Origin of the sequence: Cohnella faecalis (assembly GCF_003570905.1) — a bacterium.
GTDB classification, from domain to species: Bacteria; Bacillota; Bacilli; order Paenibacillales; family Paenibacillaceae; genus Cohnella; species Cohnella faecalis.
The window spans coordinates 1084050-1109421 of record NZ_QXJM01000039.1 but is presented as its reverse complement, the minus strand read 5'-3'; the positions used below and the strand labels follow the sequence as shown (position 1 = coordinate 1109421).

At 41.2% G+C, this 25372-nt stretch carries 32 protein-coding genes and 2 pseudogenes; 6 read left to right on the top strand and 28 right to left on the bottom strand.

The window, feature by feature from the left end:
• Positions 1-16: 16 nt before the first annotated feature.
• A protein-coding gene (locus D3H35_RS17995) for an IS630 family transposase (protein WP_267901423.1) occupies positions 17-1019 on the top strand; the annotation gives its coding sequence in 2 pieces (ribosomal slippage) (positions 17-460 and positions 462-1019; 1002 coding nt in all).
• Between the two features lie 220 nt (positions 1020-1239).
• Here the strand turns inward: D3H35_RS17995 and D3H35_RS17990 are convergent.
• The 5 genes from D3H35_RS17990 to D3H35_RS17970 form a co-directional block, all read right to left on the bottom strand.
• Positions 1240-1674, bottom strand: coding sequence for a hypothetical protein (locus D3H35_RS17990; RefSeq protein WP_119150610.1), 435 nt, complete (start codon positions 1672-1674; stop codon positions 1240-1242).
• A gap of 1 nt (position 1675) precedes the next feature.
• Positions 1676-2164: a MauE/DoxX family redox-associated membrane protein gene (locus tag D3H35_RS17985; protein ID WP_119150609.1), complete on the bottom strand. Its 489-nt coding sequence runs from the start codon at positions 2162-2164 to the stop codon at positions 1676-1678.
• A gap of 16 nt (positions 2165-2180) precedes the next feature.
• A complete protein-coding gene (locus tag D3H35_RS17980; protein WP_147355882.1) occupies positions 2181-2555 on the bottom strand; it encodes a hypothetical protein in 375 nt (124 codons plus the stop codon).
• Positions 2556-2582: 27 nt separating this feature from the next.
• On the bottom strand, positions 2583-3611 hold the full coding sequence (locus D3H35_RS17975; protein WP_119152606.1) for an ABC transporter ATP-binding protein: 1029 nt from the start codon (positions 3609-3611) through the stop codon (positions 2583-2585).
• A 747-nt stretch (positions 3612-4358) separates the two neighbouring features.
• A complete protein-coding gene (locus D3H35_RS17970; RefSeq protein WP_119150606.1) occupies positions 4359-4856 on the bottom strand; it encodes a hypothetical protein in 498 nt (165 codons plus the stop codon).
• Between the two features lie 1096 nt (positions 4857-5952).
• Here D3H35_RS17970 and D3H35_RS35375 point away from each other — a divergent pair.
• Positions 5953-7089: pseudogene (locus D3H35_RS35375) on the top strand (DDE-type integrase/transposase/recombinase); the annotation flags it as partial.
• Between the two features lie 15 nt (positions 7090-7104).
• The gene (locus D3H35_RS35370) at positions 7105-7572 is read left to right on the top strand and encodes an ExeA family protein (RefSeq protein WP_459178252.1); all 468 of its coding nucleotides are present in this window, start codon (positions 7105-7107) and stop codon (positions 7570-7572) included.
• A 71-nt stretch (positions 7573-7643) separates the two neighbouring features.
• Here the strand turns inward: D3H35_RS35370 and D3H35_RS30820 are convergent, their stop codons facing one another.
• From D3H35_RS30820 to D3H35_RS17905, 13 genes are all read right to left on the bottom strand, one after another.
• The gene (locus tag D3H35_RS30820; RefSeq protein WP_233567982.1) at positions 7644-8798 is read right to left on the bottom strand and encodes an RHS repeat-associated core domain-containing protein; all 1155 of its coding nucleotides are present in this window, start codon (positions 8796-8798) and stop codon (positions 7644-7646) included.
• A gap of 67 nt (positions 8799-8865) precedes the next feature.
• Positions 8866-9540 (bottom strand): hypothetical protein, encoded by a 675-nt coding sequence (locus D3H35_RS32575; protein ID WP_119150605.1) that lies wholly within the window; start codon positions 9538-9540, stop codon positions 8866-8868.
• A 167-nt stretch (positions 9541-9707) separates the two neighbouring features.
• The gene (locus D3H35_RS17950) at positions 9708-10193 is read right to left on the bottom strand and encodes an Imm26 family immunity protein (protein WP_119150604.1); all 486 of its coding nucleotides are present in this window, start codon (positions 10191-10193) and stop codon (positions 9708-9710) included.
• Between the two features lie 159 nt (positions 10194-10352).
• A complete protein-coding gene (locus D3H35_RS17945; protein WP_158594169.1) occupies positions 10353-10691 on the bottom strand; it encodes a GIY-YIG nuclease family protein in 339 nt (112 codons plus the stop codon).
• A gap of 47 nt (positions 10692-10738) precedes the next feature.
• On the bottom strand, positions 10739-11347 hold the full coding sequence (locus D3H35_RS17940) for an RHS repeat domain-containing protein (RefSeq protein WP_119150602.1): 609 nt from the start codon (positions 11345-11347) through the stop codon (positions 10739-10741).
• Positions 11348-11554: 207 nt separating this feature from the next.
• Complete coding sequence (locus D3H35_RS17935) at positions 11555-11935, bottom strand: hypothetical protein (protein ID WP_119150601.1); 381 nt, start codon at positions 11933-11935, stop codon at positions 11555-11557.
• 11 nt (positions 11936-11946) lie between these two features.
• Positions 11947-13629 carry an RHS repeat-associated core domain-containing protein gene (locus tag D3H35_RS17930; RefSeq protein ID WP_158594168.1) on the bottom strand — a complete coding sequence of 561 codons (1683 nt, stop codon included), beginning with the start codon at positions 13627-13629 and terminating at the stop codon, positions 11947-11949.
• A 7-nt stretch (positions 13630-13636) separates the two neighbouring features.
• Positions 13637-14203, bottom strand: a complete 567-nt coding sequence (locus tag D3H35_RS17925) for an RHS repeat domain-containing protein (protein ID WP_158594167.1) — start codon at positions 14201-14203, stop codon at positions 13637-13639.
• A gap of 70 nt (positions 14204-14273) precedes the next feature.
• Complete coding sequence (locus D3H35_RS17920) at positions 14274-14513, bottom strand: hypothetical protein (RefSeq protein ID WP_119150598.1); 240 nt, start codon at positions 14511-14513, stop codon at positions 14274-14276.
• A 3-nt stretch (positions 14514-14516) separates the two neighbouring features.
• Positions 14517-14825, bottom strand: a complete 309-nt coding sequence (locus tag D3H35_RS30370) for a CdiA C-terminal domain-containing protein (protein WP_147355881.1) — start codon at positions 14823-14825, stop codon at positions 14517-14519.
• Between the two features lies 1 nt (position 14826).
• The gene (locus D3H35_RS17915) at positions 14827-15189 is read right to left on the bottom strand and encodes a hypothetical protein (protein WP_119150597.1); all 363 of its coding nucleotides are present in this window, start codon (positions 15187-15189) and stop codon (positions 14827-14829) included.
• A gap of 733 nt (positions 15190-15922) precedes the next feature.
• Positions 15923-16600, bottom strand: coding sequence for a DUF4291 domain-containing protein (locus D3H35_RS17910; RefSeq protein WP_199728540.1), 678 nt, complete (start codon positions 16598-16600; stop codon positions 15923-15925).
• A 21-nt stretch (positions 16601-16621) separates the two neighbouring features.
• Positions 16622-17062, bottom strand: a complete 441-nt coding sequence (locus D3H35_RS17905; RefSeq protein WP_147355880.1) for a hypothetical protein — start codon at positions 17060-17062, stop codon at positions 16622-16624.
• A 113-nt stretch (positions 17063-17175) separates the two neighbouring features.
• Here D3H35_RS17905 and D3H35_RS17900 point away from each other — a divergent pair, with 113 nt between their 5' ends.
• From D3H35_RS17900 to D3H35_RS17890, 3 genes are read left to right on the top strand one after another with little or no spacing between them, the layout of a single operon-like run.
• On the top strand, positions 17176-18045 hold the full coding sequence (locus D3H35_RS17900) for a hypothetical protein (RefSeq protein ID WP_119150595.1): 870 nt from the start codon (positions 17176-17178) through the stop codon (positions 18043-18045).
• A gap of 6 nt (positions 18046-18051) precedes the next feature.
• The gene (locus tag D3H35_RS17895; RefSeq protein WP_147355879.1) at positions 18052-18558 is read left to right on the top strand and encodes a HEAT repeat domain-containing protein; all 507 of its coding nucleotides are present in this window, start codon (positions 18052-18054) and stop codon (positions 18556-18558) included.
• 34 nt (positions 18559-18592) lie between these two features.
• The gene (locus D3H35_RS17890; RefSeq protein WP_233567981.1) at positions 18593-19240 is read left to right on the top strand and encodes a DUF4291 domain-containing protein; all 648 of its coding nucleotides are present in this window, start codon (positions 18593-18595) and stop codon (positions 19238-19240) included.
• A 967-nt stretch (positions 19241-20207) separates the two neighbouring features.
• On the opposite strand, the gene D3H35_RS34890 is transcribed toward D3H35_RS17890, so the two are convergent.
• From D3H35_RS34890 to D3H35_RS17850, 10 genes and pseudogenes are all read right to left on the bottom strand, one after another.
• Positions 20208-20294, bottom strand: a complete 87-nt coding sequence (locus D3H35_RS34890; RefSeq protein ID WP_411675158.1) for a hypothetical protein — start codon at positions 20292-20294, stop codon at positions 20208-20210.
• Positions 20295-20316: 22 nt separating this feature from the next.
• Positions 20317-20663: pseudogene (locus tag D3H35_RS34885) on the bottom strand (DUF4291 family protein).
• A 364-nt stretch (positions 20664-21027) separates the two neighbouring features.
• Positions 21028-21333 carry a hypothetical protein gene (locus D3H35_RS17880; protein WP_147355878.1) on the bottom strand — a complete coding sequence of 102 codons (306 nt, stop codon included), beginning with the start codon at positions 21331-21333 and terminating at the stop codon, positions 21028-21030.
• 6 nt (positions 21334-21339) lie between these two features.
• Positions 21340-21741, bottom strand: a complete 402-nt coding sequence (locus D3H35_RS17875; RefSeq protein ID WP_119150592.1) for a hypothetical protein — start codon at positions 21739-21741, stop codon at positions 21340-21342.
• Between the two features lie 721 nt (positions 21742-22462).
• Complete coding sequence (locus D3H35_RS34880; RefSeq protein WP_119150591.1) at positions 22463-22762, bottom strand: RHS repeat-associated core domain-containing protein; 300 nt, start codon at positions 22760-22762, stop codon at positions 22463-22465.
• Between the two features lie 103 nt (positions 22763-22865).
• The gene (locus D3H35_RS30815; protein ID WP_158594166.1) at positions 22866-23087 is read right to left on the bottom strand and encodes a hypothetical protein; all 222 of its coding nucleotides are present in this window, start codon (positions 23085-23087) and stop codon (positions 22866-22868) included.
• Positions 23075-23233 carry a hypothetical protein gene (locus D3H35_RS30810; RefSeq protein WP_158594165.1) on the bottom strand — a complete coding sequence of 53 codons (159 nt, stop codon included), beginning with the start codon at positions 23231-23233 and terminating at the stop codon, positions 23075-23077. Before D3H35_RS30810 ends, D3H35_RS30815 begins: the two co-directional genes overlap by 13 nt.
• 55 nt (positions 23234-23288) lie before the next feature.
• A complete protein-coding gene (locus D3H35_RS17860; protein ID WP_119150589.1) occupies positions 23289-23483 on the bottom strand; it encodes an RHS repeat domain-containing protein in 195 nt (64 codons plus the stop codon).
• A 73-nt stretch (positions 23484-23556) separates the two neighbouring features.
• Entirely contained in the window at positions 23557-23826 is a 270-nt protein-coding gene (locus D3H35_RS17855) for a VCBS domain-containing protein (protein WP_147355877.1), read from the bottom strand.
• Between the two features lie 8 nt (positions 23827-23834).
• A complete protein-coding gene (locus D3H35_RS17850) occupies positions 23835-25325 on the bottom strand; it encodes an RHS repeat domain-containing protein (RefSeq protein ID WP_158594164.1) in 1491 nt (496 codons plus the stop codon).
• Positions 25326-25372 lie beyond the last annotated feature (47 nt).

Genomic DNA, 25372 nt, shown 5'->3' with positions numbered 1-25372 from the left:
GGAACAAAGTCGGCGAATGTTTGAACGTTATCAGATTGTACGACTATCTCTGCTTGGATACAGTCAATTACAAATCGCTACGATCATTGGTCGATCCGAACGAACGGTAAGCACTTATTTGCAATGCTACCATGAATCTGGCTTGGATACGTTGCAAATCAAATTTGCACCGGGACGACGTGAGCAACTGTCGAAGGAACAACAAGATCGACTGAAGCAGACCATTATAGACGCTGTGCCACACGAGGTCGGATTTACGGCCAAATTTAGTTGGACGCTTGAACTGATTTGTGAATACATCAACCGTAAATATGAGATCAGCTATTCCATTCGGGGCGCATCCAAGCTCATGCAGCGGCTAAGCATGAGTTATACCAAACCAACGTACACCCTTGCGGCAGCTAACAAAGAAAAACAAAGTGAGTTTGTCGAGACGACCTTCCCAAGGTTAAAAAAATTACGAGAATGGCGAAATTGATCACTTATTGTTTGAAGATGAAGCCATGATTCGCGATTATCAAGCACTACAGCATACATGGTTTGCCAAGGGTAAGCAGCGGGGCATTAAACCGACTGGCAATCATCGAGGCGTCAAACTCTTTTCGACGGTTGATTACGGTACCGGGCAAATTGTATGGCAGGAAGACGAGGAATACACTGCAGAAAAGTTCCTGGCGTTTCTGAAGGTCGTTATGAAAGCTTATCCTGAAGGCAACATTGTCATGGTACTGGATAATGCACGAGCCCACCATGCAAAACTGCTCAAACCATTCCTGGAGGAGCAGCAAGGCAGGCTGCAACTTGTTTTCCTGCCTCCCTATAGTCCTGAACTCAACATCGTAGAAGGGCTCTGGAAATGGCTAAAGTCGGACGTGGTGAACAACGTCTTCTACCACACGGTCGCCGAAATCAGAAAAAACGTACAAGCCTTTATGGAACAGATCATGAAGGAACCGCAAATGATTATCGACCGGTTGTATATTCGATTAGAGTCGGGAGAATTAGACAAAAATCTTTAGTTCAACTTATATAGTAAGCGTGGATGATTCAATGAATTTTCCGGTTATCTCAAAAAAAAGTCAAGACAAAGGCACATGCCACATGTTAAACATGGACGATGTATTGTTTTTATCTGTCGATCCTCCGAGTACTGTGTTTCACACTCAAGATCGGCAGTTTTTTGAAATCAACCTTAGAGGATTGGAAATTAGAGGAAAAGGTAACTTCAAGAACATTAACTCATGTGGAATTTTTGCTGTAACTGTATTGTAAGTACTTTATAAATTGTTCGACTTCAGAAATGTGCAAATATTTTCCACCCTTCTTTTGGAAAATTGCTGAATTTTTGAATAAGAAAACTTTTCTGTCGCTAATTACTTCATTGAGTAAAAGGCATCGTTCACCGAATTTTCGTTTTTTAATATTGAACAACCAATCAGGACCATTATACAGTATGATCCAACTCCCTGATTTATGAGATAGTAATATTTCTATGTCTTCAGAAATACTTGAGTTAATTATTATTATTGATTCAAAAGCCTTGTCAGGTAAAATTTGTTTTAATTTTGAAAATAAGTAATTTATTGTTGATCTTTTTTTAGCAATCAGCCTAAAATATATTCCAAAGTTAATTCCAAGAGTTATGATTAAAGTGAACAATAAAATGTCGTTCATGCTAAAACTCCTCAAACAATTCGTTTTTCAATTTAATATTTTCTAAAATAAAAGTAACGCAAAGTACAACCAGAACAGATGATATAGATAGATGTAAGGGAGTTGTTTCATTTGGTAAAAAGAAATCAATGATTAATAACAACAGGACTACTGCATTACGTTGCACTGGAAACCGGCTCAGTGGATGGTTTATACCAAAACAACTACATTGATTGTTTTTAATTCCATTTTTAATAATAGTGAATACTGAAAGGAGAATTATAAACGCTATTGCTAATACTTGTTTCCAGTTTTCCATTGTATCATTTGATAAAAATACTACAGAAAGCCCAATTTCAAATATCAGGATAGCCCAAGAAATAATAGGTATCCATATAAAGTGAATCCCGTATGATGCTATCTCCATTTGAAAGTTTTTTATATTTGTGATTTTAGAGTATGAAGAAGAAAAGAATACAAATGAGAGGATAGCACCTAAAAAAAGGGTCACAGGATGTTCTCCTTTCTTAGCAGAGGCTTATATTTATTGGGTAATAGCTCTTTTTGTTGCCATTAATAAAACATTCAAGAAAAATATTTTCTTCACACTCAACTAATAATGTAAAATCGAAATTTTGATCCACACCAGGTATATGTTTCGAATCTCTATAGTTTCTATGTACATAATTGCTTGGAGAACTTATTTGTTGACCCAGGCCATTTACAACTTTAAATTCTGTTAACACGTCTTGATCCGTTGGAATATTTGAGATTTTTATTAATACAGAAAATTTAACTATATAAGGAAAAACCGGTATGGTGATTGAGTTGATTACCTTCCCTAGTATATGACGTTTCTCTTCAATCTTTATTTTGTCGCATACAACTAATTGAACCTGCACATGAGTTCCTCCAATTATTTTCTTCATTTATGAAGCGGGAATTTTATCCTCTACATCTTCATACCATTCCTTTTGTGACATCCACATTTCATAATAATTTCGTTTACTTTTTATTAATTCATCATGTGTTCCAAACTCAACTATTTGCCCTTGTTGTAAAACGCAGATCTTATCAGCTTTTCTAGCGATTCCTACTCGATGAGATATCATTATTGTTGTAGTATTTTTGCAGTATCTCAATACTTCGTTCAAAATACGCATTTCAGAAAGAGGATCCATAGCCGATGTTGGTTCGTCGAAAATAATTAACTCGGGATTATCTTTGACAAACACTCTAGACAAGGCCAATCTCTGCCATTGTCCGCCTGACAGATTAGTTGAATCTTGATCGATATATCCAAGTTTCGTATTTAAGCCACCTGGAAAATGATTATCAAATAACACTCGATTTAGTGCGGATTCTAGTTTCTCGTCATTATTAACGTATGTAATATCGCCTACCGCAATATTATCACGAACATTCGTTTGATATTTAATGAAATCTTGAAACACAGCGCTCGTATTATTGTACAAGCTATTCTCGTCGAATTGGTTTATTGGAATACCATCGTAGAAAATACTGTCGCATTCAACCTTATATAAACCAAGCAATAATTTGACTAATGTCGTTTTGCCTGATCCATTCTCACCAAGTACGGCTATTAATTCTCCCTTATTAATAGTGAGATTAATGTTTTTGAGAGACTCAATTTGGATATTTGGGTATGTAAAACTTAGATTGGATATATCAATTTGTTCATGAAATCTAAAAGGGATTTTTCCATGAGCGGATTTAATAATACTCTTCTCAGCTATTTGCTCTTTCATTTGTTTTGCTTTCACAGAATAATTTAGATTTTCTAACATCCTAATATAATCTTCAATTAAATTAGAGATTACATTAATAATGATCGCAACAGCCATAGTAACTGCAATATAGTCTCCGACCGAAACTAGATCTTTATTTATGAGAACAACTAATAAAATAATAACCACTGCTGAATTAACTATGGTCAATACTTCTTACCCAGATGGGTGAATTTATCCATTTTTTCCAAGCGAATCTTTTTGGAGTCTATTTGTTCCGCTCGTTTGCCCACTTTTGTTTATAGTATTGTGTTGTTGAATATAGTGTTATTTCTTTCTGACTATCCACACCAGTAAGCAAGTTATAATAGTACATAGGTTTTACTAAGCTGGTCTCAATTTCAGTATTTAGTAAAACTCTTTTATTAACTGTTATTAGGTTTATTGTTCCTTTCAGTGCACCTACGATTACTGCTAAAATGCTAAATACAATATATGTTTCGGATAAGTACTTAATAATTGATACTAAAATAATTAATTGAGTTAAAAACTGAAGAAAATTCAAATAATTTTCATATACTTTATTCTCTGCAAATTTTAGAAATGAAAATCTGATTGGAATGAAGGGAATTCTTTAATGAGTAATTCCATTCTTGAATTTTGATCAATCATTTCCTCATCACTTTTTTTTGAGAACCGTATACTCAACTTTACAGTTTGTAAGGAAGAAATAAAGTCAATTATTAGCTTTATTAATTGAAACCCTGCGATCGAACATATACTCAAAGTAATTATGTTTTTATTCATTTCAACTATGGAATTTAGTAATAACTTCGAAAAATAAATATTTGCATAGGAGTAAAATGCGCCTGTTAATGATACTAGTAACATTAACAAAACGGAAAACGGACTAACCTTGTATACCTAATAAAAGATTCAATTATCATTTTAAGAACTTTAATAAAGCTCTTCATTCCTGTTGTTCTCCTTAGTTCTAATTAATGGCATCATAAGAGCCTTTATCATAGGAAGAGTATTAATAATTCCTGCGGTAATAACTTGCCCAACTGTATTGAGTACTAATTGAAATGGGACTAACTGGACTTTAATGCTGCTTTCAAGTTGATTTAATTGAAATGGATATAATTTCACACCTCTTTCATCAAGAAGTTTTGCATGTCTTAAAACTGGATTGTTGGGACTCTCAAAGAAAATTGCGTATGAATATTCCGGAAAATCATTTATTGTTTGTATAACAATTTCAGCATCGCAGACTTCGCAGTAAGAACTAAGAAAAAACATAACACTTCCATTTACTGTTTGTGATAACCAAGACAAATCAACTGGTTTTTCCTCTCGCATTAGGATAACATCGCTAGGTAAAAATGTACCCAACTCATAATCTACTCTTGAGGATTTCAAAAATTTTCTATGCCCTATATTGTTTTCTTCCATAAATAATCCCCCAGTGAATTTATTGGATGTTTCTTTCTAGGAGTGATACACGGACGAAGATATAATTATATTTATATGTGTAGAAATTTTAATCAATTGAATTAGAGTCTTATAAATCCTTTAGGAGGCGCCTGATGGATTTAATGGAAGAGAAGAGTAAAAACTCTTCTCTTCCATTAAGAATGATCAATAATTAAGCGCAGCATCCGGCATTAATCTCGCAAGCACTTGTTGTAGCGACTCCATTTTTAGTACAAGTCATAGTCTTGTAAGATTTTAAAATCTTAGAGTAAGTTGAACTTCCCCAGGTGCAGGCACCACTGACACATGCATTACTCAAATCGGAAAGCGTCTGAGTATAAGTTGAATCTGGACAAGAGCACGCCATTTTTCTCACCTCCTTTCAGCAGTAACGATTTAAGTGCGTGTTGTTACGAGTTGAGAGAAATCAGATTTGTTATACACCACGCCGGATAGTATGATGTTACCGTCTACCACTAAAATCATATAGGGCAACCTATTTATTCCGAATTGAAGTTCCATTCCGCTTTGATTTAAATGTACAACTGGAAATTCCCAGTTGAAATATTTCGACATCTCTTGATTGTCTTCATTATCCCTGTAGAAAATAACACAAAGTCAATATTTGTGAATTCTTGTTTGATTTCTGATAAGCTGGGTGTGAGATCAATGCAGTGAGTACAATGAAGCGATATAAAGAATAAGACTTGTGTCCCCGTTATAGGCAATTTAACCTCAGTAGAATTCCAACTAGAAAACGTACTTTCATTAATAACGTTAATTGGATTTTCTTTTTTTCTTAATAACTCCAAAATAAGTCAACGTCCTTTCATTGCTAAGTGGTAATTATTTATTTTATAATTGGTTATTTCATCCTGATAAAGCCCTTTGCTTTGTTCTTCGATTTTATTAAATATTGAAGAAATAATTCGCCAGAACCACTCTGAATGTTAGTGGAAGCGTCTAACACTGTCTTTATTACCTCAATCCAATCAGATTGGTTAAAGATCATTTCTTGATCGACTCCCACATATTACCACCTAAAGCATTTCCAGTAAATAGCGATTTTTATCGAATATGCAATTTATATCATTTTTTTGTGAATTTTTCCTTATTCTTGCCAAACATTAAGCCGCTGATAGAGAGACTGGATTCAGCCAAGACTCAGGCGTTAAAGAAGCAGATCTGCGAGCAGTATGGGTTATCGGATCGGACGCTACGCCGTTACCTGGCAAAGTATCGTGAGGAAGGCTTCGGGGGATTGCGTCCCAAGAGCAAAGGTCGTCAGGAATCAAGCAACATCGCGCCCGAAGTCATGGAGCAAGCCATCCTCTTACGCCGAGAAGTGCCGGGGCGAAGCGTTGCACAGATCATTCAGATTCTAGAATGGGAAAGCCGGATCCAACCTGGTGAAATTAAGCGCAGCACGTTGCAAGAAAGACTTGCATCGCGCGGTTACAGCACACGTCACATGCGGATATACGCCGAATCCGGTGTGGCCGCAAGGCGCTTCCAGCAACGTCATCGCAATCGGCTCTGACATTCGGATATCAAGTTTGGCCCTTACTTGCCTATTGGACCGGACGGCGCAAAGAAGCAGGTGTTCCTCGTCGTCTTCATTGTCGACGCGACAAGGTATGTGCTGCATGGAGAGTTCTATCCGGTCATGGATAAGACCATTATCGAGGATTGCTACCGTAAGGCAATTCAGAAATACGGCCTACCGGAAGCCGTCTACTTCGACAATGGGAAGCAATATCGCACGAAGTGGATGACGCGCGCTTGTTCCAAGCTTGGCGTACGACTACTATTTGCAAAGCCCTATTCGCCAGAGGCCACAGGCAAGGTAGAGCGTTTTAATCGTGTCGTCGACGGCTTCTTAAGTGAAGCGGCACTTACGAAGCCTCAAACCTTAGCACGATTAAACGAGCTGTTTCACGTGTGGCTCAGCGAGTGCTACCAGAACAAACCGCACTCAGCGCTAGAGAACAGGCGCAGTCCGGAATCAGTCTTTCGCGGCGACAAGAAACCTCTGCGGTTCATTGATCCAGAAGTGTTAGCGAATGCATTCCTGCACTGCGAGACGCGTAAAGTGGACAAATCTGGCTGCATCAGCTTTATGGATCGTAAGTACGAAGTGGGACTTAAATTCATTGGTTGCACGGTGGACGTTGTGTATGACCCGGCCGACACCACGGAGCTTACCATTGAAGAGACGCTCGGACGACTGGAATACGCGGCAGAGCGGCAATGGTTCGCGGTCGTCACCGGCGACTGTGGAACGGGGAAAACGACAACCATTCGGCGATTTACAGCAGTGTTAGATCCGGCGAAGTATAAGGTACTGTATTTGTCGGACTCCAAGCTTACGCCCCGTCATTTCTACAAGGGCCTGCTGGAGCAACTCGGTTGCGAATCGAAGTTCTACCGGGGGGACGCTAAGCGTCAGTTGCATCGGGAGATCGAGCTCATGCGAGGGATTCACCGCTTGCAACCAGTGGTGGTCGTAGATGAAGCTCATCTATTAGATCGCGAGATGCTGGAGGAGGTTCGCTTCTTGCTGAACTTCAAGATGGATGCGCAAAGTCCAATGGCACTCATCCTAGTCGGACAGAGCGAACTGTGGGATCGGATCGGGTTACAAGCTTATGCAGCCATCCGCCAGCGAATTGATTTGCATAATCTTCTGGGCTGACTCCTTGGAAGTTACGTGATAGTACGTTTTTGGTTTTGGTTTTGGTTTTTCGCCCGTATTTCCTTTAATTTTCATATCAGGACCTGGAATAGGGCCATTGCGGCTAAAGCAACATAAACATCTATCTGAGTTGACTTTGGATCTCCAATTGTTTTTAACGCAGTGTAACCTGAGGTGTCTTCAGCAAACTGAAGTATTTTTTGAGCTGTTGATTTTTTAGGCTCCCCAACCCAACCTGCCATCATCGCACTATAATCATAATCAATGGATGATGTAGACTTAGCACTCTGTGGTTGCACCGGCTTGGGTCCTAGTGGTTTTTTCGGACTGACCTCTACCCCAGTGACTTTCAAAACATTATTTTCAACTTTTGTTGTAACTACCACATTTGCATGGGTATAGCTTTCTACCCTTGTTCTTGTATCTACAATTTCTTTTAATGTCTTTTCATAGCTCGCCTCGGACATGATGACTTCATTTGGACTTATGCCGCCTGTAGCTGATCTTTTCGCATAGGCTAAGGTTGATTCTTGCACATATGATGGCAAATTTTTTGTTGAAGCTGCTGCTCCCAAAACATTGTAGGTTTGATTTCCGACCACACCATCTGCCTTTATCCCCACGTCTTTTTGGAACTGTTTAATTGCCGCTTCCGTTTTTGGACCGAATTTTCCGTCCGTACTAACATTATATCCTGCTTTAACCAACATTTCCTGAATAGCCTTTACCGAATCGCCTTTATCGCCTTGTCTAATTGTTGTATGTCCCGTCGGATCGACATACATCATTGGCTCGTTATTTACATACGTGTACAAGTTCAGCGACAAAGGATCGTCCGCTTGCCCCCGATACGTATCCTCACTCAAGAAGCGGGCGATTTTCGGATCGTAGTAGCGGGCGTTCAGGTAGTACAGCTTGTTCTCCTCATCGTACTGGTACCCTGCGTAACGAATCGAGTTGTTCATTGTGCCGGTCTTGTTTGTTATGTTTCCGAACGCGTCGTATTCGTATGTTCCGACAATCGTTCCGGCGGTGTTGATCAGTGCCGTGACGTCGGCATGGCCGTTGTACAGGTAGAAGAATTTGTCTGTGCCTGCCGTGCGGGTGATCAGGTTGATGCCGTACATATTGCGGGCCGTTTGCTTGCCGGCTCCGTCGGTTTCCAGCACCACTTTGTCGTACTCGTACAGATAAGCGGTCGTACCGCTGCTCGTCGTTTTCTTCACGCGCAAGCCGTCGCCGTTGTATTCGTACGTGGAACCACTGCTGCCGGAAGATACCTTCACAAGCTGGTTAAACCCATCGTACTCGTAACGGGCTACGCTGTCCACAACCGGCGCGATGCGCGAGTTCGTATTGTTCTGACCGTAGATGAAGATACCAAACGTTGGCGTCGGTACGTTCGCCGGGTCGATCTTCTTCGTGATTTCCGTCGACTTGGCGATCATATTGCCGTTGTTGTCGTACGTGAAGGTCACTTGCTGCAATTCGCCCGTCGACTTTACTTCCCGCCGTGGCGATCAGACGGTTTTGTTCATTGTACGAATAGTTGAGTACCGTAACCGCTGCGCCTTGCGTCGTTCGCTCGCTGGAACGGTTGCCGAACGCGTCGAACGTGTAGTCGGTCACCTTGCCGCCCGGCTCCGTCACCTTTTTCAGACGGTTCAAGTCGTCGTATTGGTAGTTGGTTTCGCCCTTGTTGGCGCCGTTCACCTTCTCGTTTTTCGTCAACTGATTGCCGGCAGCGTCATACGTGTAGTCGTACGTATCCAGGAGCGTTGCACCTTGATAGTTTTTGAGCGTCTTCAAAGTCTTGTCTTTGAAATAGACGTACTCTTCCTTAGATCCGTTCGCGTACGTTACCGTGTTCTGGCTTCCGTCTGCATAGTAGACATACGTGGATTGAACCGTACTGCCATCCTTGACTTGATACAGTCGTCCGGTTTTGTCATAGACTTTGGCGGTCACGTTCCCTTTCGGATCGGTGGTCGTTTCGCCATAGTAACCTGAGGTTAACCCGTTCCGTCCGTCATGGTGGGCTAGTTGCCTTTGTTAAATTCTATTTTAAAATAAAGAACCCTTGAGGGATAAAGCCCTCAAGGGTTCTAATTCGATCCATTTACTCTTTGTACCTGTCAAGTCCCCGAGTCAGGACTCAAAATACCTTCTGCTTGGAGAAGGTATTTTAACCTTCGAGGTAGAGCAATTTCATTTGAAATACCGTAAGGATAATGTTTTTTTGCTTCCTCTGCACTAACTCTAACTCCTGTTAATTCACCTACCACAGTACCATTATCTTTAGTTAGTGAGAATTCATCAGTAGAAATTTCAGAATAAAAATAAATGTCTCCATAGGACTCAACCGGCTTCCTATCGAATATGACCCAACTGCCATTCTTAATTGCTTTATTGTAACACCACATTATAAGTATTGGTCTCTTATCCTTTACGGCATCATAGTCAAACTCTGAAGCATTCGCAATGGGATGCGTGCGATATACCTCTAAAAGAACCGATCCACCATCAATATTCAAAATCCTACCTACCATACTCCCAAAGGATTCATTTTCCAGGGGAATCGACACTAGATCCCCTATCTGAAACTTTACTCTCTTGGCCATCTGAGCCCGCCCTTTTTTAGTTCATGTTTCCAAAATTCGAAAATCAATTATGATATTTTACGAAAACGAAGCAATTCAACCAATATGCACCTTACAGAACATCAAAATGGACTTACTTTTGTGCGTATCTCCGTGGAGGTATTACTCCTTTTTATCTCTTTAAAAATTGCGAAGCTTTTTTAGGTATTCCGCCGCTTTCATTCCTTTTTTTGTTTCTTTTCCAAGTTCACTCAAATCTATTGGTTTTATCCGGTTTAGTAGTTTACCCTCTTGTTTAATTCTTTTCTCGTAAACTACAGATTCAAGTCCCCTTCCTTCAGAATAAGTCAATCCTGTTAGCCTTTTACCATCTTGCTCAGCTATTCTTGTTTCCAGCCCTTTTTTATTTGGATCTGACTTTTCATGTTGGGTCAATCTTTCATTGATATTCTGCCTCGTTCTCCCAACATATTTGACTTTTTCTTTACCATCTTTGTCAACTTCATAAAGTTCATACACCGTATATTTTGCACCATACTTCGCATCCTTCGCTATTATCCCTTCAATTATACTCTGATTTTTTTGGATTTTTGAAAGTGCCGAGCTGCCAGGAGTTGCAGCATAAGCTGTTGAAGGATTACTAAAGAAGTCGACAGCGGTCCCCGCATAAGGAATAAAGCTAGCAACGAATTCGGCAGTGCTCCGTACGAATAGTTCAGCACCGTTACCGCCGCGCCTTGCGTTGTTTTCTCGCTGGAACGGTTGCCGAACGCGTCGAACGTGTAGTCGGTCACCTTGCCGCCCGGCTCCGTGACCTTTTTCAGACGGTTCAAGTCATCGTATTGGTAGTTGGTATCGCCTTTGTTGGCACCGTTCACCTTCTCGGTTTTCTTCAACTGATTGCCGGCAGCGTCATACGTGTAGTCGTACGTATCCAGAAGCGTCGCGCCTTGATAGTTTTTGAGTGTCTTCAGCGTCTTGTCTTTGAAGTAGACGTATTCTTCCTTGGATCCGTTCGCGTATGTCACCGTGTTCTGGCTTCCGTCCGCATAGTAGACATACGTGGACTGAACCGTGCTGCCATCCTTGACTTGGTACAATCGTCCGGTTTTGTCATAAACTTTGGCCGTCACGTTCCCTTTCGGATCGGTGGTCGTCTCGCCATAGTAACCCATTGTGAGCCCTAATCATAATGATATCTAGCCATAATCGATCTGTTTTAAAGCATTGATGTCTGTACAACAAATTCAAAAAATCTTTATACGGGTATTACATGGGTTAGATGTGTTATTGGTTGAATGATGAGTTCATTCGACACTGGGTAGCCCCACCAATGAAAAAACCTTGAGAGGCATGAAGCCAATCAAGGTAGAAAAAAGCACTTATTTTTCAGAGGTCAGGTTAAACGCTATTTTTTTCGCACACACATAACATCCAAAATCATCGGGATAATCTTCGGGGGCAAAAGCAAAAATGCTATGCCCTTGTTCCACCTGAAATTTCTTGTTCAGTATTTTTGCTTTTTCCCCTTCTAAAATAGAAAGTACTGGTCTTGAAGTATCCGTCTTCCATTCAATAGGCAAAGATACAAAGAAAATATCTTCAAAAACTATCTCTATGTCATGCATATTAGAAATATCGATACTACCTATTATGGTCAGCTTTTGTTTATCGTATTGCAATACTTCAAAGTCTAACCATAGTTGGCTTCCAATGAACGTGTTAATATCTTCAACAACTTTTTTAGTCTCTAATATCTCCATTTTGTCACCCTCTATTTAAGTTGAATATGTGTATCTGCGGCAGCTTGAGCATTATAGGATGGGTTCTGAGGTTTTAAGCTACTTGTAGAATGCCAGTTACCATTCGAGTCCATATACTCCCAACCCTTTCCTTGACCATTTGCATCTGTGCCTTGTTCACGCCTTGCAACTCGATAGATGTCTCCTTGCTTTCCGTATTTAGGGTCAGCAGGATGAATCCGAACTTCATAATCATATCCATCTTGAGACCATTTTTCTTTAAAATTACTTGGTGCTTTATCAAGCCCTTGCCGTTTTAAGGCAGTGTTCAGATAATCATTCGGATTAGTTGAACTACTAAGCTTAGCACTATTACCCGCACCCTGAGAAGTATTCGAACTTCTTCTGTTAGAGGTAAACGAACTTCTGTTGACTACCTTGACAGGAGCAGATACAGACCCGCCTACTTTTATGCTTCTAATACCGGCGTAAGCAGCTACTAAATCAAAATTACCATACTGTTGCTGGTAAAGAAACGAAGCTTGAGCCAGTGACATACCTTGTTTATTTAATCTAATCGATAATTCTAGTAAAGCTGCACCATCTTTAGAGAAATCTAGTTGTTTTCTCTCTCCCTTATTCATTTCTCCATCTTTAAACGCGTAACCCACCAATGCAGAGTACGCAAGGGAGTTGGAGTTCTCCCCGCCTAATGCTTGAGGTGACAAAAATGACGGTAAACTAAATACCGATGTAGTATCCAATACCTTATTCGTATCTTTGTTGTAAATAACCGTACTATTCCTAAGAGTCTTCATCTCAGGTACGGCAAAGCCAAAATCATTTTTTACATAGCTGTTCGTTTGTTTTCCTACTAATGTCACGACCGCTACTTTAGCGGCTTCAATTTCGTTTCCTTTTTTATCTTTCACAGAAGGCGCAACATAAGAATCTACATAGGCGTAAATTGTCCCGCTGCTCGTTTTCTTGCTTCCAGTCATCATCTTGTCGAAGACTTCATTATCAACAATCATTCTGCCATTAACAAGAGTGACACCCGATCCCTTTTGTTTGGGATCAAACGTTACGCTATAGCCCGACACCAGCGTGACTGTGGCTGTCTTTGTTTTAGCATCGTAAACGATTGTTGATCCTGTAGCTCCGGCTATTTCTCGTAAGGACACATCTGTATTCCCTGTCGGATCGACATACATCATCGGCTCGTTATGCACGTAAGAATACAAATTCAGCGACAAAGGATCGTCCGCCTGTCCCCGATAAGTGTCCTCGCTTAAGAAGCGGGCGATTTTCGGATCGTAGTAACGAGCGTTCAGGTAGTACAGCTTGTTCTCCTCGTCGTACTGGTATCCTGCGTAACGGATCGAGTTGTTGGACGTGCCGGTCTTGTTCGTGATGTTTCCGAATGCGTCGTATTCGTACGTGCCGACGATTGTTCCGACCGTGTTGATCAGTGCCGTGACGTCAGCGTGGCCGTTGTACAGGTAGAAGAATTTGTCTGTGCCTGCCGTGCGGGTGATCAGGTTGATGCCGTACGTGTTGCGGGCCGTTTGCTTGCCGGCTCCGTCCGTTTCCAGCACCACTTTGTCGTACTCGTACAGATACGCGGTCGTACCGCTGGCTGTCGTTTTCTTCACGCGTAAGCCGTCGCCGTTGTATTCGTACGTGGAGCCGCCGCTGCCGGAAGATACTTTCACAAGCTGGTTAAATCCATCGTACTTGTAGCGCGATGCGCGTGTTTTGATTGACCTGGCCGTAGATGAAAATGCCAAACGTTGGCGTCGGTACGTTCGCCGGGTCGATCTTCTTCGTAATTTCCGACGACTTGGCGATCATATTACCATTGTTGTCGTAAGTAAACATCACTTGCTGCAAATCGCCGGTCGACTTTACTTCCGCCGTGGCGATCAGCCGGTTTTGTTCATTGTACGAATAGTTCAGAACCGTCACTGCTGCGCCTTGCGTCGTTCGCTCGCTGGAACGGTTGCCGAACGCGTCGAACGTGTAATCGGTCATCTTGCCGCTCGGCTCCGTGACCTGTTTCAGACGGTTCAAGTCGTCGTATTGGTAGTTGGTCTCTCCCTTGTTGGCGCCGTTCACCCTCTCGGTTTTCTTCAACTGATTGCCAGCCGGGTCATATATGTAGTCGTACGTATCCAGGAGCGTTGCACCTTGATAATTTTTGAGCGTCTTTAACGTCTTGTCTTTGAAGTAGACGTCTTCACTTGAGATAGCCTTCCGTTTTTGTCCGTTGCTATCCTGGGAAAACAAAAAAACCTTGAGAGGCAGGAAGCCAATCAAGGTAGAGGTAATTTTTCCTGCTATAATAGTAATTCATAAATTATTCTTCTAACTTATAAACTTTAATTGCAGATTGGTTCCCCTCCTCAAATACATAAATTCTCTCACATTTTGGACAACGCCATACCTCATATTTAGGAAACGGTATTAAAAGCGGATCAACTGAATCCGAACTAGCGATCTGCTCCCATTCTCGGTCTGTATATACCCTTAATTCAATACCACTAGGGACTTCAGAATTTGATAATATTTCACCACATCTACACAGAAAACGAGCCATTTGCTATCTCCTTACTACCCCATCATTTGTCCAAATTTCAACGTGCCCGGGTAAAGTTTTATTGCTATACGTCCCTGCTGCTCGATTTAATATTTGATTAGCTTCTTCCAAAGTTACTCCTGCTTGTCTACCATCAATTATAACTGTCTCTGCCCCCTGTTTAAACCCTTGTTGAATTCTAGTTACACCCGTATTAACATTCGGATTACCTAAAGTTTTTAATTCCGTTCTAACACCATTAACTAAGAAGTCCGGGGTCTTGTTTGCCGCAGTGACAGGTATCACTTCAACATTTTTCCCTTGTGCCAGCAAATCATTTACAACCGATCTTTCTGCTGCTGTTAGTCCGTTTAGGGAACCACTTAGTGTTCCAATCCCCGTGCCCGTACCCGGGTTCCTCCCGAACTAGGGGTTCTTGAGCTTCCTCCTTTCCACCAAAGGCGTTAGGACCTATTAGCATTAATGCAAAGGCATAAGGCATTTCATTTAATTGCGTTCTTTCTATAAAGTTACCAAATTCTTTGCCTTTAAGTTTAGGATACCGATCAAAAATAGCTGTTAAATTTTCTTTAGTTAGATAATATTCACTCTCTTTCACATCATACATACCCATTACAATTGACATTTTATCTAGCGTATCAGGAATTAGTTGCCCCGTTGTTTTAGCACCAAGCATTCTTTGAACTGCTGTAATTTTATTTGTATATTTGACGTCTGGCAGGTAAATATCTCCACTAACAACAACCTCATTGGTTATAGCATTAACAACAACTGTCAGTGTCGCTTCATCATCCCACCTAAACTCTTTCTTAAACTAGTCGCTATTCCAAAACACTCCTTCTGCTCGAGCTAAATCCTTGTTCAACATACTCATAGTCGAGTTAACTCTGTCGGTATGATATGAAAAATTTGAGTTTACAAACACAGTAAAGTCGGAGTCTCTTGAAATACTATTTTTGCTGGCCTGGGAGTACGGTCTTGTTGTTTACAATATCTTGTACGTTCTCAGATGCTTGTTCGCTGCTCATCTTGCTTCCAAAACACATGACCTTCCCGTTCCATGGGCATCTATTCGCAAAGTTGCGATATTTCAAAAATCTGTGAGAAAACGAAGATAACAAAAAACAGGTCGATCATGGTAGTAACTGACCATAATCGACCCGTTCAATGTAACGCAATTCCGTTATTTAGGATATAAAATCCAAGCATTATGTGCGTACAACAGAACTGACGAAACCTTCATTCGTTTATTTCAAGGGTTATATGTGTTATTAATTGAATAGTGGGTTCATTCGGCACTGGGGAGCCCCGCCTATAGAAGTAACCTTGAAAAGCTGAAAACTTGTTCAACTACTTATTCAATTATTCCAAGGATTTTTTGACTCTATCATTTAGGGGATATTCATATTCTACTGGAGCATACTATCTTTAAAAGTTTTTGATTTTATCGCTTCTCCTAACTCAATAACCGTATTAGTAATATCAGTAATATTCACTATCCAGTCGTTTACATAATTATTAACTATATCGCCCTTCAAACCTAATTGAATAGCCCGCTCATCCAATGGATTTCCCAATATATCCCTACAAGGATCCCATTGACATATAACGTTTGAATTTTCCAGCCTCGTTTTCCAATTTTCATACTGCCCATATACCTCCGCTTTGAACGCAGACAGTACAACATTTTCAAGAATTATGTCAAATCCAGTTCTTCTTATATCAATAGCTAATATTCTCTCTTGATTTTCTTTTGTTGCCCACCCTGACCTATACATCATCCATAAAAATGAAGGTTTAATCCATGTCGTTCTACCCAGCTTAAAATGTGAGCCAAATGTACCTAAGCTTACAGCTTCATCAGCAATTTTATAGTTGTATGCTTGGTAAACTCTGATGCTTTTTTCGTCATATTGTGCATGTATCCTTTTGTTTTCAGTAGATTTGTTTTTACTTTTTACACTCATATATTTTCCCCATAAATTCCAAAGTAAGGTCATCAGGCAAAAATAATCCTTGTCTGATGACCAAACCTTAATTGTAACTTCTATTAAGCTGTTTTGTGGCATTCTCTTTAATAATTTCATTTTCTGACTGTGTAAGTTGCATTAATTTCTTTCTTGATTCAAGCGTATTAATGTCACCAAAGCCCAAATGCATTTTACGGCTAGAGCAAATGCTTCATCATATTCTAAATATTCGAATTGGGTGAGAGCAGCGTTGTATAAGCATTCTATTGTCCTTGGTGACTTAACTTTCTGAAACATAGATGCAATATTTTCATGTTGAAAATGCCATGTTTCATTCATTAATTTACAAATACTCTCAGTAATATCTTCTAAAAATAGCTCAAAACGAAATATTGCAATCATTAGATATTCTACATCATCTGCTTCTTGTTCTATATAAGCTTTTTCAAGAAGCTCACGTACATATGCTGGATTCTTAGAAATATCAACCGTAAACTCCTTGAGAAATAAATCCGGTGTTATAGCTCTTTTCATTAACTTGTGTAATAATTCTCTTTCTCCTTTGTCAATTACCCTCACCTGCTCCCTACTACTTTATATTCTACAATATTATCATTAAAAGTATCTAATGCTTTTCCTTTACCTAAACCGATATTAATCTGTCCATCTTCACCGACAGAGTAAACTCAACTATGAGTACGTTGAATAAGGATTTAGCTCGTGCTGAGGGAGTGTTTTGGAATAGTGAACAGTTCACGGGATCGTGGTGGCAAGATCCCAATAAATTAGTAGTTGCGGTAAATGCAATTGCTAACGAAGTTTCAGTAAATGGAAGTATTTCGCTGCCTGAGGTTAAGTACACAAATAAAATTAAGGCTCTTCAACGTGTGTCAGGTGCTCTTATGACAGGTGAATGGGGGGTCGGTGGTCCTCTTCTTGATCTTCAAGGAGCCATACAAGCAATAATGACCAAGTACCACATTGACGGCGATCCGAAAGTTTTGGATAAAGGAAACCTGGAGGCTATCTTAGATCGCTACAGTAAGGGATTAATTGGTCAGAAAGGGGGCGACTTTTTAGAAAGAACCGGAATTGGTTATTTACCATATGAAGCAGTCTATGGTTTGCTTGGACTTACTAGTATGCGTGGAAGGGCTAGTAGTGCGGGTGTGGGAAATGCTGCTCAGGGAACCGAAACGTTTTATAGAACAATGAGTAAAGCAGACTATGAGACGTTCCTGAAAACAGGTAAAGTACCTGCGACAAGTGAAACCTTTATTTCCCCAACAAGATCTTTCTCAGAAGGATATAATGGTGTAATTGTAGAGTTTAAGGTTAAGGCTGGAACTACTAATTCGTTAGCCAATATAGGTGTAAGAGATTCTTCGGCTATTGTGAAAGATGCATATGGTAATATGCCTACTGTCGGTAAGGGTTGGACATCAAATAACGCCTACTTTAAAGGTGAAGATGGACAGATTAATATCGGTTTAGGTAAAGGAAAAGCATTAGATACTTTTAATGATAATATTGTAGAATATAAAGTAGTAGGGAGCAGGTGAGGGTAATTGACAAAAGGAGAAAGAGAATTATTACACAAGTTAATGAAAAGAGCTATAACACCGGATTTATTTCTCAAGGAGTTTACGGTTGATATTTCTAAGAATCCAGCATATGTACGTGAGCTTCTTGAAAAAGCTTATATAGAACAAGAAGCAGATGATGTAGAATATCTAATGATTGCAATATTTCGTTTTGAGCTATTTTTAGAAGATATTACTGAGAGTATTTGTAAATTAATGAATGAAACATGGCATTTTCAACATGAAAATATTGCATCTATGTTTCAGAAAGTTAAGTCACCAAGGACAATAGAATGCTTATACAACGCTGCTCTCACCCAATTCGAATATTTAGAATATGATGAAGCATTTGCTCTAGCCGTAAAATGCATTTGGGCTTTGGGTGACATTAATACGCTTGAATCAAGAAAGAAATTAATGCAACTTACACAGTCAGAAAATGAAATTATTAAAGAGAATGCCACAAAACAGCTTAATAGAAGTTACAATTAAGGTTTGGTCATCAGACAAGGATTATTTTTGCCTGATGACCTTACTTTGGAATTTATGGGGAAAATATATGAGTGTAAAAAGTAAAAACAAATCTACTGAAAACAAAAGGATACATGCACAATATGACGAAAAAAGCATCAGAGTTTACCAAGCATACAACTATAAAATTGCTGATGAAGCTGTAAGCTTAGGTACATTTGGCTCACATTTTAAGCTGGGTAGAACGACATGGATTAAACCTTCATTTTTATGGATGATGTATAGGTCAGGGTGGGCAACAAAAGAAAATCAAGAGAGAATATTAGCTATTGATATAAGAAGAACTGGATTTGACATAATTCTTGAAAATGTTGTACTGTCTGCGTTCAAAGCGGAGGTATATGGGCAGTATGAAAATTGGAAAACGAGGCTGGAAAATTCAAACGTTATATGTCAATGGGATCCTTGTAGGGATATATTGGGAAATCCATTGGATGAGCGGGCTATTCAATTAGGTTTGAAGGGCGATATAGTTAATAATTATGTAAACGACTGGATAGTGAATATTACTGATATTACTAATACGGTTATTGAGTTAGGAGAAGCGATAAAATCAAAAACTTTTAAAGATAGTATGCTCCCAGTAGAATATGAATATCCCCTAAATGATAGAGTCAAAAAAATCCTTGGAATAATTGAATAAGTAGTTGAACAAGTTTTCAGCTTTTCAAGGTTACTTCTATAGGCGGGCTCCCCAGTGCCGAATGAACCCACTATTCAATTAATAACACATATAACCCTTGAAATAAACGAATGAAGGTTTCGTCAGTTCTGTTGTACGCACATAATGCTTGGATTTTATATCCTAAATAACGGAATTGCGTTACATTGAACGGGTCGATTATGGTCAGTTACTACCATGATCGACCTGTTTTTTGTTATCTTCGTTTTCTCACAGATTTTTGAAATATCGCAACTTTGCGAATAGATGCCCAATGGAACGGGAAGGTCATGTGTTTGGAAGCAAGATGAGCAGCGAACAAGCATCTGAGAACGTACAAGATATTGTAAACAACAAGACCGTACTCCCAGCCAGCAAAAATAGTATTTCAAAACACTCCTTCTTTATGTCCTTTTCAAATACTCAAGTTACTCTTCATATGAAAAATTTAGTTTACAAACACAGTAAAGTCGGAGTCTCTTGAAATACTATTTTTGCTGGCCTGGGAGTACGGTCTTGTTGTTTACAATATCTTGTACGTTCTCAGATGCTTGTTCGCTGCTCATCTTGCTTCCAAAACACATGACCTTCCCGTTCCATTGGGCATCTATTCGCAAAGTTGCGATATTTCAAAAATCTGTGAGAAAACGAAAATAACAAAAAAACAGGTCGATCATGTAGTAACTGACCATAATCGACCCGTTCAATGTAACGCAATTCCGTTATTTAGGATATAAAATCCAAGCATTATGTGCGTACAACAGAACTGACGAAAACCTTCATTCGTTTATTTCAAGGGTTATATGTGTTATTAATTGAATAGTGGGTTCATTCGGCACTGGGGAGCCCCGCCTATAGAAGTAACCTTGAAAAGCTGAAAACTTGTTCAACTACTTATTCAATTATTCCAAGGATTTTTTTGACTCTATCATTTAGGGATATTCATATTCTACTGGGAGCATACTATCTTTAAAAAGTTTTGATTTATCGCTTCTCCTAACTCAATAACCGTATTAGTAATATCAGTAATATTCACTATCCAGTCGTTTACATAATTATTAACTATATCGCCCTTCAAACCTAATGAATAGCCCGCTCATCCAATGGATTTCCCAATATATCCCTACAAGGATCCCATTGACATATAACGTTTGAATTTTCCAGCCTCGTTTTCCAATTTTCATACTGCCATATACCTCCGCTTTGAACGCAGACAGTACAACATTTTCAAGAATTATGTCAAATCCAGTTCTTCTTATATCAATAGCTAATATTCTCTCTTGATTTCTTTTGTTGCCCACCCTGACCTATACATCATCCATAAAAATGAAGGTTTAATCCATGTCGTTCTACCCAGCTTAAAATGTGAGCCAAATGTACCTAAGCTTACAGCTTCATCAGCAATTTTATAGTTGTATGCTTGGTAAACTCTGATGCTTTTTCGTCATATTGTGCATGTATCCTTTTGTTTTCAGTAGATTGTTTTTACTTTTTACACTCATATATTTTCCCCATAAATTCCAAAGTAAGGTCATCAGGCAAAAAATAATCCTTGTCTGATGACCAAACCTTAATTGTAACTTCTATTAAGCTGTTTTGTGGCATTCTCTTTAATAATTTCATTTTCTGACTGTGTAAGTTGCATTAATTCTTTCTTGATTCAAGCGTATTAATGTCACCCAAAGCCCAAATGCATTTTACGGCTAGAGCAAATGCTTCATCATATTCTAAATATTCGAATTGGGTGAGAGCAGCGTTGTATAAGCATTCTATTGTCCTTGTGACTTAACTTTCTGAAACATAGATGCAATATTTTCATGTTGAAAATGCCATGTTTCATTCATTAATTTACAAATACTCTCAGTAATATCTTCTAAAAATAGCTCAAAACGAAATATTGCAATCATTAGATATTCTACATCATCTGCTTCTTGTTCTATATAAGCTTTTTCAAGAAGCTCACGTACATATGCTGGATTCTTAGAAATATCAACCGTAAACTCCTTGAGAAATAAATCCGGTGTTATAGCTCTTTTCATTAACTTGTGTAATAATTCTCTTTCTCCTTTTGTCAATTACCCTCACCTGCTCCCTACTACTTTATATTCTACAATATTATCATTAAAAGTATCTAATGCTTTTCCTTTACCTAAACCGATATTAATCTGTCCATCTTCACCTTTAAAGTAGGCGTTATTTGATGTCCAACCCTTACCGACAGTAGGCATATTACCATATGCATCTTTCACAATAGCCGAAGAATCTCTTACACCTATATTGGCTAACGAATTAGTAGTTCCAGCCTTAACCTTAAACTCTACAATTACACCATTATATCCTTCTGAGAAAGATCTTGTTGGGGAAATAAAGGTTTCACTTGTCGCAGGTACTTTACCTGTTTTCAGGAACGTCTCATAGTCTGCTTTACTCATTGTTCTATAAAACGTTTCGGTTCCCTGAGCAGCATTTCCCCACACCCGCACTACTAGCCCTTCCACGCATACTAGTAAGTCCAAGCAAACCATAGACTGCTTCATATGGTAAATAACCAATTCCGGTTCTTTCTAAAAAGTCGCCCCCTTTCTGACCAATTAATCCCTTACTGTAGCGATCTAAGATAGCCTCCAGGTTTCCTTTATCCAAAACTTTCGGATCCCGTCAATGTGTACTTGGTCATTATTGCTTGTATGGCTCCTTGAAGATCAAGAAGAGGACCACCACCCCCCATTCACCTGTCATAAGAGCACCTGACACACGTTGAAGAGCCTTAATTTTATTTGTGTACTTAACCTCAGCAGCGAAATACTTCCATTTACTGAAACTTCGTTAGCAATTGCATTTACCGCAACTACTAATTTATTGGGATCTTGCCACCACGATCCCGTGAACTGTTCACTATTCCAAAACACTCCCTCAGCACGAGCTAAATCCTTATTCAACGTACTCATAGTTGAGTTTACTCTGTCGGCATGATATGAAAGATTTGAGTTTACAAACACAGTAAAGTCGGAGTCTCTTGAAATACTATTTTTGCTGTCCTGGATACGGTCTTGTGTTTACAATATCCTGTACGATCTCAGATGCTTGTTCGCTGCCCATCTTGCTTCCAAGCAACTGATACGGGTTAATTTACCATTCCTAATATCTTCAGCCATTTGGTGAATTAAAGTTTTTGCGGTTTAGTTGCATTAAGATATTGATCCGTTAGGAGTAAAATAGCCATCTGCTTATCGCTGACAACGTGCTATCCGATTCGATCCAATGGCCCGTTGGATCTGTGTATTTAATTGGCTCATTATGAGCATACGAATATAAATTCAGAGACAAAGGATCGTCCGCCTGTCCGCGATACGTGTCCTCGCTTAAGAAGCGGGCGATTTTCGGATCGTAGTAGCGAGCGTTCAGGTAATAGAGTTTATTCTCCTCGTCGTACTGATATCCTGCATAACGAATCGAGTTATTGGACGTGCCAGTTTGTTCGTGATGTTTCCGAACGCGTCGTATTCGTACGTGCCGACAATTGTTCCGACCGTGTTGATCAGTGCCGTGACGTCAGCATGGCCGTTGTACAGGAGAAAAATTTGTCTGCACCTGCCGTGCGGTGTGATCAGGTTAATGCCGTACATGTTGCGGCGGTTTGCTTGCCGGCTCCGTCCGTTTCCAGCACCACTTTGTCGTACTCGTACAGATACGCGGTCGTACCGCTGGCTGTCGTTTTCTTCACGCGTAAGCCGTCGCCGTTGTATTCGTACGTGGAGCCGCCGCTGCCGGAAGATACCTTCACAAGCTGGTTAAACCCATCGTACTCGTAACGGGCTACGCTGCCCACAACCGGCGCGATGCGCGAGTTCGTATTGTCTGACCGTAGATAAAAATGCCAAACGTTGGCGTCGGCACGTTCGCCGGGTCGATCTTCTTCGTAATCTCCGACGACTTGGCGATCATATTGCCGTTGTTGTCGTACGTGAAGCTCACTTGCTGCAATTCGCCCGTCGACTTTACTTCCGCCGTGGCGATCAGACGGTTTTGTTCATTGTACGAATAGGAGCACCGTCACCGCCGCGCCTTGCGTCGTCCTCTCGCTGGAACGATTGCCGAATGCGTCGAACGTGTAGTCGGTCACCTTTCCGCTCGGTTCAGTGACCTTTTTCAGACGGTTCAAGTCGTCGTATTGGTAGTTGGTTTCGCCCTTGTTGGCGCCGTTCACCTTCTCGTTTTTCGTCAACTGATTGCCGCAGCGTCATACGTGTAGTCGTACGTATCCAGAAGCGTCGCGCCTTGATAGTTTTTGAGCGTCTTCAGCGTCTTGTCCTTGAAATAGACGTACTCTTCCTTAGAGCCGTTCGCATAGTTACCGTGTTCTGGCTTCCGTCTGCATAGTAGACATACGTAGATTGAACCGTACTGCCATCCTTGACTTGATACAGTCGTCCGGTTTTGTCATAGACTTTGGCGGTCACGTTCCCTTTCGGATCGGTGGTCGTTTCGCCATAGTAACCTGTAGAGAGCCCCGCCGTCACATCCATGAGGAACGTCGTCGTTCCGATCCCCGGTACCGTCTTCGTCATGACCCGATTCAATTCGTCGTACGAACGGCTGGTGACGCCGTTCCGTCCGTCATCGTAAGCTGGTTGCCGCTGTTGTCATACGTGTACACGACGCGGTTGTCCTTCGCCGGCAGCGTCAAGCTGGAGCCGGTAACCGTCTGCGAGAGGAGGCGGTCATGCGCATCGTACGTGTAAGTTGTCGTGTTGCCGTTACGATCGATTTTCGTCAGCAGTTGGCCGCTCGGCGTGTACGTGTACGTTTCCGTTTTGGCCGGATTGTACGCATAGCCGCCCGCTTTGCCGGTGCGTCCGCCGTCGTCAACGCGGCGCAGCAGCTTGTTGGCCGCATTATATTCATACGTCGCCACTTGTCCGGCCGCGTTTCGTTCGGTTACTCGATTGCCGTTCAGGTCATAGGTATACGTCGTTTTCTCTCCGAGCGCATTGACGACGGAAGATAGACGGCCCAATTCGTCATACGTGTAGCGGGTTGTGTTTCCGTTGCCGTCTGTCTTGGACGCGACGAGGCCCCGATTATCGTACGATTGCGACGTGCTTTTGTTCTCGGGATTCGTCACCGACAGTTGCCGATTGTTCCGGTCATAGGCATACGTCGTCACGTTATTGAGCGCGTCGTACGTCGCGATCTGCGCGTCGTTCTTGTTGTAATGCAGCTTCTCGACCACAACGTTCGTGGCATCGGTGGTCGAAATGAGCCGGTTGCGATCGTCGTAGGCATACGTCGTCCGATTTCCGAGCCAGTTCTGCGCCCACAGCTTGTTGCCGTTCCTGTCGTAGCCGTAGGTGGTCGATTGCTTCTTCTTCGCTCCGCTAACGTCGGTGACGGTTACCTTGGTCTCCACCAACCGATTAAGGAGGTCATAGACAAATTCCGTCGTGTTGCCGTTGCCGTCCATTTCGAATCGCTTGTTGCCGTTTCGGTCGTAACGAGCGCTCGTCGTAATCGCTTCGCTTCCGTCTTCTTTTTGCTCTGTTTGGCTGATCGCTCGCCCTTGCGGGTCGTAGCTCGTCAGCCGCACGATACCGGTCGAATCGGTCGTACGGGTCAACTGTCCCCTGACGTCATACTGGTAGCGCATCGTTAACGCCGCAATCGATTCATCGCCGGGCTCTACGCTTTCCCGCACTTGACCGAATGCATTGTAAGCATACGTCGTTTGGTTGCCGTTGCCGTCCGATTGGCTAATCAGTCGACCAGCTGCATCGTAGGTGTTCGTTTTCAGCGTTTTGACCGGCGTGCTCGAAGCCGCTTGGATCGTCTCGGCTAAAACGCGGCCCGCATCGTCGTAGCGGGTACCGCGAATCGCGCCGCTCGCATCCTGCACGGCCACTTTTCGCCCTGCGCCGTCATAGCTGTATTTCGTCGAAAATTTCAATCCGCGCTCGGCCGCTGCCGGATCGAGCACCGTTATCGGCAAATTGGCGGCATTGTACGCCGTGACCGTACCGTACCCGCTCTTGATTCGCTCGTCGACGGTTGCGCCTGTTCCGGGCCGCATACCCTTCGCCATTCAGCTCTTTAATCACATTGCCGTTCGCATCGTAC

Excerpts from the sequence above, each read along its gene's own strand:
- D3H35_RS17900 (WP_119150595.1), top strand. The coding sequence starts at position 17,176 with ATGAGTACGTTGAATAAGGATTTAGCTCGTGCTGAGGGAGTGTTTTGG.
- D3H35_RS17915 (WP_119150597.1), bottom strand. The coding sequence starts at position 15,189 with ATGCTTGGTGCTAAAACAACGGGGCAACTAATTCCTGATACGCTAGAT.
- D3H35_RS17850 (WP_158594164.1), bottom strand. The coding sequence starts at position 25,325 with ATGCGGCCCGGAACAGGCGCAACCGTCGACGAGCGAATCAAGAGCGGG.
- D3H35_RS17990 (WP_119150610.1), bottom strand. The coding sequence starts at position 1,674 with ATGAACGACATTTTATTGTTCACTTTAATCATAACTCTTGGAATTAAC.
- D3H35_RS17910 (WP_199728540.1), bottom strand. The coding sequence starts at position 16,600 with ATGAAATTATTAAAGAGAATGCCACAAAACAGCTTAATAGAAGTTACA.
- D3H35_RS17855 (WP_147355877.1), bottom strand. The coding sequence starts at position 23,826 with ATGACGAAGACGGTACCGGGGATCGGAACGACGACGTTCCTCATGGAT.
- D3H35_RS17890 (WP_233567981.1), top strand. The coding sequence starts at position 18,593 with ATGACCTTACTTTGGAATTTATGGGGAAAATATATGAGTGTAAAAAGT.
- D3H35_RS17920 (WP_119150598.1), bottom strand. The coding sequence starts at position 14,513 with ATGGCTCGTTTTCTGTGTAGATGTGGTGAAATATTATCAAATTCTGAA.
- D3H35_RS17970 (WP_119150606.1), bottom strand. The coding sequence starts at position 4,856 with ATGGAAGAAAACAATATAGGGCATAGAAAATTTTTGAAATCCTCAAGA.
- D3H35_RS17935 (WP_119150601.1), bottom strand. The coding sequence starts at position 11,935 with ATGGAGATATTAGAGACTAAAAAAGTTGTTGAAGATATTAACACGTTC.
- D3H35_RS17950 (WP_119150604.1), bottom strand. The coding sequence starts at position 10,193 with ATGGCCAAGAGAGTAAAGTTTCAGATAGGGGATCTAGTGTCGATTCCC.
- D3H35_RS17940 (WP_119150602.1), bottom strand. The coding sequence starts at position 11,347 with ATGGGTTACTATGGCGAGACGACCACCGATCCGAAAGGGAACGTGACG.